Origin of the sequence: Rivularia sp. UHCC 0363 (genome assembly GCF_034931125.1) — a bacterium.
Classification (GTDB): domain Bacteria; phylum Cyanobacteriota; class Cyanobacteriia; order Cyanobacteriales; family Nostocaceae; genus Rivularia.
The window spans coordinates 259,461-271,268 of the sequence record NZ_JAYGHM010000001.1 but is presented as its reverse complement, the minus strand read 5'-3'; the positions used below and the strand labels follow the sequence as shown (position 1 = coordinate 271,268).

Annotated in this window: 12 protein-coding genes and 1 pseudogene; 7 read left to right on the top strand and 6 right to left on the bottom strand. The window is 39.7% G+C overall.

Annotation, left to right across the window (positions count from 1 at the left end; genetic code table 11):
• Positions 1-99 precede the first annotated feature (99 nt).
• The 3 genes from VB797_RS01160 to VB797_RS01150 all read left to right on the top strand — a co-directional run bounded on the left by VB797_RS01160 (position 100) and on the right by VB797_RS01150 (position 3,168).
• Positions 100-375 (top strand): hypothetical protein, encoded by a 276-nt coding sequence (locus tag VB797_RS01160; RefSeq protein WP_323235782.1) that lies wholly within the window; start codon positions 100-102, stop codon positions 373-375.
• Between the two features lie 170 nt (positions 376-545).
• Positions 546-1,835 carry a glucose-1-phosphate adenylyltransferase gene (locus VB797_RS01155; RefSeq protein WP_323235780.1) on the top strand — a complete coding sequence of 430 codons (1,290 nt, stop codon included), beginning with the start codon at positions 546-548 and terminating at the stop codon, positions 1,833-1,835.
• A gap of 361 nt (positions 1,836-2,196) precedes the next feature.
• The gene (locus VB797_RS01150; protein ID WP_323235779.1) at positions 2,197-3,168 is read left to right on the top strand and encodes a DnaJ C-terminal domain-containing protein; all 972 of its coding nucleotides are present in this window, start codon (positions 2,197-2,199) and stop codon (positions 3,166-3,168) included.
• Positions 3,169-3,353: 185 nt separating this feature from the next.
• On the opposite strand, the gene VB797_RS01145 is transcribed toward VB797_RS01150, so the two are convergent.
• Both VB797_RS01145 and VB797_RS01140 read right to left on the bottom strand, forming a co-directional pair.
• Complete coding sequence (locus VB797_RS01145) at positions 3,354-3,890, bottom strand: peroxiredoxin family protein (RefSeq protein WP_323235778.1); 537 nt, start codon at positions 3,888-3,890, stop codon at positions 3,354-3,356.
• 197 nt (positions 3,891-4,087) lie between these two features.
• Complete coding sequence (locus VB797_RS01140) at positions 4,088-4,699, bottom strand: peroxiredoxin (protein WP_323235777.1); 612 nt, start codon at positions 4,697-4,699, stop codon at positions 4,088-4,090.
• Between the two features lie 131 nt (positions 4,700-4,830).
• Between VB797_RS01140 and VB797_RS01135 the strand changes: the two genes are divergently transcribed.
• Positions 4,831-6,963 carry an amylo-alpha-1,6-glucosidase gene (locus tag VB797_RS01135; RefSeq protein WP_323235776.1) on the top strand — a complete coding sequence of 711 codons (2,133 nt, stop codon included), beginning with the start codon at positions 4,831-4,833 and terminating at the stop codon, positions 6,961-6,963.
• 55 nt (positions 6,964-7,018) lie between these two features.
• Positions 7,019-7,368 (top strand): annotated as a pseudogene (locus VB797_RS01130) (DUF4351 domain-containing protein); the annotation flags it as partial.
• Positions 7,369-7,418: 50 nt separating this feature from the next.
• Here the strand turns inward: VB797_RS01130 and VB797_RS01125 are convergent.
• Together VB797_RS01125 and VB797_RS01120 are read right to left on the bottom strand one after the other, a co-directional pair.
• A complete protein-coding gene (locus tag VB797_RS01125) occupies positions 7,419-8,003 on the bottom strand; it encodes a flavodoxin family protein (protein ID WP_323235775.1) in 585 nt (194 codons plus the stop codon).
• A gap of 128 nt (positions 8,004-8,131) precedes the next feature.
• On the bottom strand, positions 8,132-8,350 hold the full coding sequence (locus VB797_RS01120; protein WP_323235774.1) for a hypothetical protein: 219 nt from the start codon (positions 8,348-8,350) through the stop codon (positions 8,132-8,134).
• A gap of 121 nt (positions 8,351-8,471) precedes the next feature.
• Here VB797_RS01120 and VB797_RS01115 point away from each other — a divergent pair, with 121 nt between their 5' ends.
• Positions 8,472-8,606, top strand: coding sequence for a hypothetical protein (locus VB797_RS01115; RefSeq protein ID WP_323235773.1), 135 nt, complete (start codon positions 8,472-8,474; stop codon positions 8,604-8,606).
• 4 nt (positions 8,607-8,610) lie between these two features.
• Here the strand turns inward: VB797_RS01115 and VB797_RS01110 are convergent, their stop codons facing one another.
• The gene (locus VB797_RS01110) at positions 8,611-8,823 is read right to left on the bottom strand and encodes a hypothetical protein (RefSeq protein ID WP_323235772.1); all 213 of its coding nucleotides are present in this window, start codon (positions 8,821-8,823) and stop codon (positions 8,611-8,613) included.
• 264 nt (positions 8,824-9,087) lie between these two features.
• Between VB797_RS01110 and VB797_RS01105 the strand changes: the two genes are divergently transcribed.
• A complete protein-coding gene (locus tag VB797_RS01105) occupies positions 9,088-10,176 on the top strand; it encodes an ankyrin repeat domain-containing protein (protein WP_323235771.1) in 1,089 nt (362 codons plus the stop codon).
• 57 nt (positions 10,177-10,233) lie between these two features.
• Here the strand turns inward: VB797_RS01105 and VB797_RS01100 are convergent, their stop codons facing one another.
• The gene (locus VB797_RS01100) at positions 10,234-11,781 is read right to left on the bottom strand and encodes a dolichyl-phosphate-mannose--protein mannosyltransferase (RefSeq protein ID WP_323235770.1); all 1,548 of its coding nucleotides are present in this window, start codon (positions 11,779-11,781) and stop codon (positions 10,234-10,236) included.
• Positions 11,782-11,808 lie beyond the last annotated feature (27 nt).

Genomic DNA, 11,808 nt, shown 5'->3' with positions numbered 1-11,808 from the left:
AACTCCTAACTCCTAACCGATCCGAATCAACTTTATACTTGATAGGGTTAAAAAGGGGCAAGTAAGATTACTAATACCTGCCCCAAGTTATTTAAACATATGAACTTTACTAAGCTAGATATCGCTCTTATATTGGCACTCAAACAAATTAAAGACCCATCAGAACCTTATTTAGTAATTTTTATTCATACTGAATCGGTTCTAGATTCTACCGCAACTGCTCTCTTAGAAAGTTTTGGTGTCAACGGGATCACAGTTGGAAGAGATGTGTATACGGCAACATTATCGCCAAACGCGATTTCTGTGCTTTCGGAGCAGCCTTGGGTGCAGTATCTAAAGCTTTCTCAAGAATTACGTTTAGTTAGCGGAGGTTAATTTTGAAGGTCAACATTAATTGATACCTGAAAATTTGCTTCTTAACTACAACCATAGTAAATGTAGTATCTTGATTAACTTGACTTAATCTTTAATTTTCCCTGTGCGAGCTGCCACACAGAGTCATAAACTGATTAGTGAGAGCAGATTGGCAGTTTGGAGAAATGTAAATGAAAAAAGTTTTAGGTATTATTCTTGGTGGTGGTGCGGGTACCCGTCTTTATCCGTTAACTAAGTTCCGTGCAAAACCAGCAGTACCATTGGCTGGGAAGTATCGCTTGATAGATATTCCGGTCAGCAACTGTATAAATTCCGAAATATTTAAAATTTATGTGTTGACGCAGTTCAACTCGGCTTCTCTAAACCGTCACCTGGCCCGTGCTTACAGTTTTGCTGGTTTTACCGAGGGATTTGTAGAAGTCCTTGCTCCCCAGAAAACCCAAAACAGTTCGAGCTGGTTCCAAGGTACTGCCGATGCGGTGCGTCAGTATCAGTGGCTTTTTGAAGAATGGGATATCGATGAGTATCTAATTCTCAGCGGCGATCACCTTTATCGTATGGACTACCGTCAGTTTGTCGAACGTCATCGAGAAACTGGGGCTGATGTGACTTTATCGGTGGTGCCGATGGAGGAACGTGGTGCTTCCGAGTTTGGCTTAATAAAAATTGACGATAATGGTAAGGTCTTAAGCTTCAGCGAAAAACCTAAAGGTGAAGCTCTGAAGAAAATGGCTGTTGATACAACCGTACTTGGGTTGGATGCAGATCAAGCCAAAGAAAAGCCGTACATTGCTTCGATGGGGATTTACGTCTTTAAGAAACACGTATTGCTCAACTTGCTCAAACAATCAAAAGACCAAACCGATTTCGGTAAGGAAATTCTTCCTAGTGCATTGGATAGTTACAACGTTCAAGCTTACTTGTTCGATGACTACTGGGAAGATATTGGGACAATTGAAGCCTTTTATAATTCAAACCTGGCATTAACTCAGCAGCCCAAACCACCCTTTAGCTTTTACGATGAAGAAGCGCCGATCTACACCCGCTCTCGTTATCTACCTCCTACCAAATTATTAAATTGTCAGGTATCACAATCGATGATTGGTGAGGGGTGTATACTCAAAGATTGCCGGATTATAAACTCGGTTTTAGGAGTGCGATCACGTATTGAATCTGGATGCCATATCGAAGATACCTTGATTATGGGGTCGGATTTTTACGAGCCTTATGCCGAACGTCAGTCCGACTGTAGCGACGGTCCTGTTAGTTTAGGTATCGGAGCGAATACCACAATCCGCCGTGCCATTATTGACAAAAATGCCCACATAGGATGCGACGTGCAAATTATCAACAAAGACAATGTAGAAGAAGCCGATCGCGAAGACCAAGGTTTTTACATCCGCAGCAAGATTGTAGTGGTACTGAAAAATGCGGTGATTGCCGACAACACAGTCATTTAATTAATCATCGAAAATAAGTAGTTAGTAAAAAATATCACAACTGACTGCTATCAAATAACCAGGACTTACCCATCTTGTAATTTTTTCAAGTATGTGTAAGTTCTGTTATTTAATTCTTGTTTTTTTCCTCTCCTGGTTGCGCGGATAAGTTAAATCATATTTAAATTTTTATTTTCAATTCTTCTTCGTTGTAGTACGGCAATTTCCCCGCTTCCCAGAGGAAGAACCACACTTGGCAATTATTTCATATTTGTTAATTTAAAGTCAGGTCATAATGTCCGCAATTATAGTTGGTGCGGTGTGTTGACTAAATTAATACATAGGCAAAATATTAAGTAAATACTATCTTAGGAGGCTTTTAATGGCTGCAACCGACTTCAAAGATTATTATCGAATTTTAGGAGTGAATAAAAGTGCTACTCAAGAAGAGATTAAAAAAGCTTTTCGTAAATCAGCCCGTAAATATCATCCTGATGTGAATCAAGGTAATAAGGATGCTGAGGAGCGTTTTAAAGAAGTAAATGAAGCATACGAAGTATTATCAGACCCCGAAAAGCGTCAAAAGTACGACCAGTTTGGTCAATATTGGAAGCAAGCTGGACAGGGCTTTCCTGGTGGTGGTGCCGGTGTCGATATGAATGGCTTTGATTTTGGTCAATATGGTAGCTTTGATGATTTTATTAACGAATTATTAGGACGTTTTGCTGGTGGGAACCGTGGAGGACAAAGCTATTCTTACCGGACTTCTCCTGGTGGATTTAATGACTTTGGTGGTTTTCCAGATGTAGGTAGTGGTTCGGCTCAAGACAGCGAAGCCACAATTACTTTAACTTATGCTGAAGCTTTCAATGGTGTACAAAAGCGGTTTAACTTGGGTGCTGAAACTATTGACGTTCGCATACCCCCTGGAGCAAAACCCGGTAGTCGCTTACGAGTACGAGGTAAAGGTCCGGTTAGTTTGAACCAAAGACGTGGCGATTTATATTTAGTAGTTGAGCTTAGAAATCATCCCTTTTTTAAATTTGATGGTGACAACTTGGTATGTGAAGTACCGATCGCTCCTGATGAAGCTGTATTAGGGGCAACAATCGAAGTCCCGACACCTGACGGTATGGTTGATGTCAAACTTCCACCTGGAGTGCGTGCGGGTCAATCCTTACGCTTACGCAATAAAGGTTGGCGCAATCGTAACGGCGATCGCAGCGACCAATTAGTCAAGATTGCGATCGCGACACCTAAAGATATCAGTCCGCAAGAACGGGAATATTATGAAAAAATCCGAGATATCCGTACTTTTAATCCCCGCAGCAATTTACAACAGTTCAAGTTATAGCTGTTATTTAACGGCAATGAGAGTGGATATTACTCACTCTCCAAATATTAAAAATAAGCAATCATATTAATTTTTACTGCTAATTTATTTGCGATCAAAAAAAAACGCCCGGTTACTTTGAAAAACCGGGCTTTTACACATTATTAATTATGAATTAAACTATAATCTGATAATTAATCTACATTTTATTGAATGCAAGAAAGCAATGTTTCGATACTGGCATTGTGATCTAAAAAGGAAAATAAATGTTTGTAAATTAGTTTTCCTTGTTTATCTAAAATAAATTGTCCGGGCAAAGGCGCACCTAACGCTTGTCCAACCTCATAATTACGAAATACTTTACAGCTAGGGTCGCTCAGCAACGGCATTTTCATATTCAAATCTTTGACAACTATTTGACTTTGCCGCTCGTCAGTACTGGTAATCATTAAAACTTCTATACCCCGATTTTTAAATTGCTCGTAATTCTCATTCAAAGCTTTGATATGAGGAAAACAAAAGGGACAATATTGTTTTTCCGTGAAAATTCGAGTCAACGCCAAAAGTACTGGTTGCTTGTCTCTATAATCGCATAATTTTACTAAAGTTCCATTAGTAATATCCGGAAGTTGAAATTGAGGGGTTAACTGTCCCAATTGCAGGCTATTGGCTGCGGGAACTGGTAAAAAGTTTTGCAAGAAGCGCTCGTTAAATAAGCCGCTAAAATCCGTTGAAGTTAGCATATTTAATACCTGTAGTAAAAAACACAGATAGACGCGGAAGCTAATTTTATTTAACTACTATCCGCATTCGTCTGTGTATATCTTTAGTTTAATTATTATTCATCTGAATTACTGATTTTTTGATCCCACTAATTAATTAAAGTGTGATTAATTGCAATCAATTTACTATCAAGCACACTTTAATTAAACGATGGAATTTAAACCGCCGAGAAATACACTTTGGACTTCACTGGGTCGGGGTTCATGGTTTGATCGCCAGGTTGCCAACCCGCAGGACAAACTTCATCCGGGTGAGACTGGACGTATTGAATTGCCTGCAATGTCCGCAATGTTTCATCTACGCTGCGACCAAAGGACAAGTTGTTGATAGTAGCGTGCTGAATTACACCATCTTTATCTACAATAAACAAACCGCGCAAAGCAACTCCTGCTTCTGGGTCTAGCACGTTGTAAGCAGCACTAACTTCTTTTTTGATATCCGATACCAATGGATAATTCAGGTCGCCCACTCCACCAGCCTTACGGTCGGTTTGAATCCATGCTAAGTGGGAAAATTCGCTATCGACTGAAACACCGAGTATCTCAGTGTTAAGCTGTTTAAATGCTTCGTAACGATCGCTAAATGCGGTTATCTCTGTGGGACAAACAAAGGTAAAGTCTAAAGGATAGAAAAATAAAACAATATACTTCCCGCGATAGTCGGAGAGTTTTACTGTTTTAAATTCTTGATCTACTACCGCTGTAGCTGTAAAATCCGGAGCCTGCTGACCTACACGGAGGCATCCTTCTGATGAATAAGTAAGGGGCATTATACTAATTCTCCTTGGAGCTATACTTTTTAAGCATGGTATTATCAGTGTTTTTCACTAATCCACGCTTTGATTATTTAATTACGAACTGTTACAAATAATATCATACTCATAACGATTTTGAGTAGGAAATGGGAGATTTGGATATTCGAGAATGGTTGTTAACTAATGGCTTGGGAAGCTTTGCAAGTGGCACAGTTTCCGATGTCCGCACTCGCGCTTACCACGGCTGGTTGTTTGCTGCAACAAGTCCACCTTCTGGGCGGACTTTACTCATGTCACATCTGGAAGCCAGCTTAGAACTACCTGATGGAGTGATGGCATTAGGAACTAATTTTTGGGCTAATGGTGAAATAGAGCCACAGGGCTACAAGTTGCTGCGCCATTTTGATATTAATTCAGTTCCCAGATGGATTTGGGGTGAAGAAAACTGGCAGTTGAGCAGACAAATCGTAATGCCCTACGGATTGAGCTTGAAATCCGAAGACGAGAATGTATTGGCAGCGGACCCGCTACAAGCAGCCGATCAAAGCCGATTTTCTCATCGTGTATTGATTCAATATTGCTATCAAGGTAAAGATGCCGCAGTTTTGAGATTGCGGTTGCTAATTGGCGATCGCGATTTTCATCATCAGCAAAAATATTGTTCTGAGTTACAGTTTTCGCAATTGCTGCAAAAAGAACAACTTTGTTTACAAGCGAAAAAAGCCTCTGAACTCGGTACACCTTGGTATATAAGATGGAGTAAAGGTACTTATCAATCGAGCGGAACTTGGTATTGGAATTATGGTTTACCAGAAGAAACTCGCCGGGGATTGGGAGATAAAGAAGACCTTTACAGTCCGGGTTATTTAAGCATTGTCCTGGAACCGGGAGATACGGTGACAGTAGAGGCTTGTTTAGGTGTTCCGGATGAATCAAATATTGTTCTAAACTGCGAAACTTTTAACCGAGAAGTATTAGCAGAGGAAAAAAGGTTATCAAAAATTTTTGGATGGAAAGAGGAAGAAGAAAAGAAAGACAAAGTACAAAATTCTACTTCCTCTCCCCCCATCTCCCTATCTCCCCATCCCCCCATTTCTTCTTCCCCCCTTCCTCCAAAATCTGTAATCTGGCAAAAATTACTACGAGCAAGCGACCAGTTCATCGTTTATCGAGCTTCAATTGCCGGTCCAACTGCGATCGCGGGGTACCACTGGTTCAACGACTGGGGACGGGATACTTTGATTGCTTTACCGGGTTTGGCAATAGTGCCGCAGCGCTTTGAAATAGCGAAAGGACTTTTACGAACTTTTGGAAGTTATTGTCATCAAGGCTTGATTCCTAATGCCTTTCCCGATGCAGATGGAGAACCATCTTACAACAGCATAGACGCAACATTGTGGTGGATTGAAACTTTAGGAATTTACTTAGAAGCTACACAAGACTGGCAATTCTTAGCGGAACAGTATCCTGTTGTCAGGCAAATTTATAAAGCCTTTATGGGTGGTAGTATTTACAATATTCATGTGGATTCCACTGATAATTTATTAAGTTGGGACGCTCCTGGAGTAGCTCTTACTTGGATGGATGCGGTGGTAGAAGGGGTACCAGTTACTCCGAGACGCGGTAAGCCGGTGGAAATAAATGCTTTATGGTATTCCGCTTTATGTTGGGCTTCACGATGGGCAGAAATTTTAAGCGAGCAACACCTTGCACAAGATGGAATGCGTTTAGCCAATCAAGCGCGGAGATATACCCAGCAAGCACAACAGGTAAAAAAGTCCCTGCAAAAATTCTGGAATCCTAAAGCTGGCTATTTGTATGACACCATTGAACCAGATGATCGTCGCAATTCTCAAATTAGACCAAATGCAGTTTTAGCGCTTTCACTGCGTCATTGTGGTTTTTCTGCCCAACAAGGATATCTTGTACTCGAACGAGCAACTTCAAGCTTACTAACTCCCTACGGTTTGCGTTCTCTCGAACCTTCAGATCCTGAATATATCGGCAAATATATGGGTAACTCAGTTATGCGCGATCGCGCTTATCATCAAGGAACAGTTTGGAGTTGGTTGATTGGTCCTTTTATTCGTGCAAGGAAGCGTTTTCACAAAAATGAAGCGTTACCCTTTGATTGGGAACCTCTAATGCAGCATTTTTTATCAGATGCTTGTCTGGGTTCAATTTCAGAAATTTTTGATGGCGATCAACCCCACGACCCCAAAGGAGCTATTGCTCAAGCTTGGTCAGTTGCCGAAGTAATTCGCCATTACAAAAATTAAGTTTAAATTAACAGATCAAATAAATTAGGACTTACGCAAAGCCTCCTAATAGGTTGAGGTATGTAACCTGTATCGATTTATCGATTGGGTTATGATTTTACCACAAGCCTTGGAAGCAGAATTTTGGGAAGAGTTTAAGGAGTTTGAACAGGAGCGTACTATGAGCTACATTACAACGGGCGAGCGCATTGGTTACGAGCGGGGGAAAGAAGAAGGAAGACAAGAAGGTGAGCAAACCCTCGTTCTAAAACTACTAAAAAGACGGGTTGGAGAATTGCCACAAGAGGTTAATGAAGAAATTCAAACTCTTTCGCTAGAGAGTTAGAAGCTCTTGGTGAAACTTTGTTAGATTTTACAACTATCCAAGAGTTAATTAACTGGTTGGAAAGTAATCAAACAGTGTAATTTCTATAATTTCGTCAATGCGGTATAGCTATGCTTACTGCATTAAGAGTTTATTTTTGCCATCTTTGAGCAGCTAGAGCAATCCTTTCACCATACCTTTGTGCGGTGAGGCGATCGCCACTTTCAATTTCTGCTGGTTTACCGCTCATATCGAGTGCAGATTGTCCCATTACTCCCATAAATCCACCCAAGCGGTTAACACCATCATCTTTACCCTGATAACTACTTGGTAAATCGCCAACATTTACCCAAATCATACTTTGCTGTGCTGCGTGAGTTGCTAAATAAAGCAAAGTTCCCTGCTTATCACCGCTAGGGGAACTTGAATGAGTGAAACCCCCCGCAATTTTATCTTTCCACTTCTGCTCAAACCAAACCCCCGCACCATCAATAAAACATTTAAACTGTCCTGCAACACCACCCATATAGGTAGGTGAACCAAACACAATAGCATCAGCTTGATTGAGATTTTCGATCATTGCATCGTCTTTCCAACGACCATCGGTAATTTGCTCACCAGTGATACGTAATAAATCCACTGTAGATGTTACCTTCTTGGCACCAGCAGCAACAGCTTCAGCCATCAAATGGGTATGTCCCATCCCAGAGAAATAAACAATCGCAATTTTAGACATCAGTATTTTTTATTATTGTTAGACAAGCGTTTACACTGAATGACTTTAATAAAATTGTTTACCAAAGTAAAGTAGTTACTTAAAAGTAAGTAAGAGGTAACAATAAAAATTAACTCCTAACTCCTAACCTACCACTTTTCCCCAAAAGGTCGTAAATCCAATTCAAACGTCCAAGCCGAATCCGGTTGTTGAGTCAAAAAGAATACCGATTGTGCAATATCATCGGACTTTATAAAATAATTTTCCGACTTTCCCGACATCATTTTACGAGTACGTTCCGAACCAATTACACCGTCCACAATAATATAAGAAACGTGAATCTTTTCTGGGTCTAAATATCTTGCCATCGATGAACAGGAATGGCCGCAATTGTCACAAAACCCCGGTTGGTGCGTGACACTAAAACCTTATTATTACGTTAATAATCAAACATAGTGTCACAGCACCCTACGAGCAGAATATGCCTTTTTGCTAAGTCCTAAAGAAGCATTGGAATTATTACGAAACCGGGAGATTAAAGAAGCATACAGACAAGCATCGAATGAAGTTGATTCTGCTTGGGATGTAGTGATTGCGGACGGTTTAACCGATGAAAAGTGGTAAAGATTTAATATTCCACATCTGCAAAAAACTGCACGTTCTTACACTTGCTGCATTTACGAGCGCGAAGTTTTTCACCATCTCCCCACATACCTCCCTCTGCACGAAAATATAGCCAGTCATACTCATTACTCACGCTACGTCCCCAGATAAACTCTTGCGAACCACAGATATGACAGGGGTTTTGTTTAAGATTGCTATTTTTCGGTTGTTCGTTCATTTGATTTCGGTTTAAGGTTATTTGATAACTATAGGAATCCTACTTGAATCTTGCTAAGTATACTTAGAATAAAAGCTTTATATAGCAGGCTTAGAGCTAAATTATTTGTTCAAAAATCAAATAGGAGTCCTATATTTATTCAATTTATTCATTAGATAAGACCTGTATTTCGCAGTTTTGTAACTGAATTTCAAAATGGAACGAGCAAGATTGTAAATTTATAGATATTCTAAGAAAATATTTATTTTTGTATTTTAAAATCCCATGAGTACAGACCAAACGATTCCTTTGCTCTATAGCGGTCAAACTGGAAATTACTTCGGTACAGACTATGAAAGCTTGCCAGAAGTGCATTCGAGCATTCAAGAAGTCGGACAACTGCTTGCGAATCAAGGTATGGTCTATCTAGGAAAACTCACTTGCTCGCAATTTCCCCAAATCGAAATTTATGCATATGTCAGTCCAGATCGACGTATCGCTATTTCTGTGATGTCGCAAGAATCTGGCTTACAGGGAATCGATTGCGTTTGTAGATTTGCCGATAATAGCTATTTAACAACCACTACAGTAAAAGTTATCCAAAATGCTTATGAAGAGCAGGGCTTATTTCGCGTTTCTTTACCAGGTTTGAATGTTGCAGATCTAATATCACAACATCTAGCTTATGTCAAAGATTTTGAACAACGTTGTGGTGAAGCGCAAGCGATGTTTGATGATTTATTGGCGATCGCACAAATGGTAGATGAATACTCAATCAGACAGGAATCTAATTTCGGACATGGCTTAGTGCAATTTACCAGTGGACTTGCTTCGCTTGGTATGACTCAGATGATGTCGGATGATGCTGAGGAAGATGACGATAACAAGGATGATACAGAAAAACTCGGTGATGCTGCGATGTACTGTAAGTTAGCTAAAGTTGAGCAATTACTTGCAGCAGGTGCAGACGCAAATGCAATTACCGAATGCGGTAAAAGTGCGCTGATGTTAGCCGCAATGTACGGTCACAAAAGCGTCATGGAAGCATTGCTGGATGCAGGAGCCGATCCAAATCTTGGTAGCGAGGAAGAGTTTGAAGAAGGTACAACTGCTTTGATGTGCATTGCTAGCAGCTTTTTTGCTTCTAATCGGGCTGAAGTAATTAAGTTGCTGGTTAACCGGGGAGCCGATGTGAATGCACGCAATGATAACGGTGAAACGGCAATGATTGTAGCTTGTAATAACGCTGATTCGGTAAAAGCATTAATCGAAGCGGGTGCGGATGTCAACTTGCAAGACAACGAAGGTAATACAGTGATGATGTTAGCAGATTGGTCAGTACAGCAGTTACTGCGTCAAGCTGGTGCTTCCTAAAGATAGAAATTATCCAGCAATTATCGAAATCAACAGCATTTGATAATTGATAATTGCTCAAATCCACGAACCAAACCACATCCGCAACTTATAACCATCAACAGAAAGAGGTAAACCCAAATATATCGGCATCCAAAAAACGAAAGCAATCACAATCAGAAAAATAACCGTAAGTCCAAAAACACGGAGTTCGATATGATAACTATGCAAGCATTTATCTATCAGCCAAGCTAAAGCCAGAAATGCGAAAACTACAGCAGTCATATAATGGTAGATAAAAACGCAACGATTTACTTTTACCCAAGGTAGTAAATTTGCTGCATAATTTAAAATTAAATATAAAGCAATTCCAGTATCAATAGAAAATGATGGATTAATAGATAACTGCTTTTGTCGAATCGAAGGAATTACTATTTTACTAATTAAAACGGTAACTATTAATAATACGATCGCCGCGAAACTAAACCACCACAAGAATGGATTGCCCAGCGCATGAACATCATATATTACCTTACCAGTATTTGCAGGTAAAGGTGGTCCCGCAATTGGTACGGGTTCGTTTACATTCAATGCTCTTTGATAAAAATAAGCAATTGGTCGAGTTAATAATGGCCATTTATACCAAGCTGCACAGTAAGGATGGACACTACTGGTATTACCACCAAGACGAGCGTGAAAAGCTAAAATTTGTCTGTGGACTTCTATTAATCCGTATTTGGGGTTTTGTAGAAGATGGGGTATCCAAATTAAGCTGTATGTGACCAGCGGGATGATTCCTAAATAGAATGCAACGGTAAAAATTTTCAGTTGACCGATTTTTTGCAGAGGTAATAATAAAGATTTGACTGTATTTTTCTGGGGTATAGCTAATGTAGCGGTATGTCTTAATTTATCTGTAGAAAGATAAGATAAACTATTATCTCCAATATTTACTCTACTAATTACTGTATCCGTCGCTGTAAAACGTTGCTTCAGCCAAGCAAACATCCAGTTTAAATATATGCCGATTAAAAAGAATAAACCATTCCACTTTGTTGCGATCGCAGCACCAAAACTAATCCCAGAAAGTATTAAATAAAGCTGACGTTGTTTTTTACTATGCGCTAAACCAATTAATAACAACCATTGTCCTAACAATCCAAAAATAACTATATATTGATTAATTAAAGCATAACGAGACTCAACTAAAAATATCCCGTCACAAGCTGCAAATAAACCAGCCAAAAAAGCAAAACTACGACGATAACTTAATTGATAGGCAATTCCAGCGATAATTAAAGGAATAAAACTACCAAACAGCGCATTTATCCACCGATAACTCCAAGCAGGACGTGCTACACCTGTTAAAATGTTTACCGTATCTTGCCCAAAAGGAAAATAGGAACTCAGCCACATTCCAATAGCAATGATATATTTTCCTAATGGTGGATGACCGTCAAAAAATGGGGTTTGAGTCAAATAGTTCTGAGCAAATTTCGCGTAGTAAACCTCATCAAACACTAAAGTGTTAAATCGTCCCAAGCCCCAAAATCTCAAGGCAAGTGACAGCAGAAACACGGCTATCATGCCAATCTTAAACCAAGAAAAAGATTGTTTTTGAGTCATCAGTGAATTAGTCTAGCGGGAACAAAA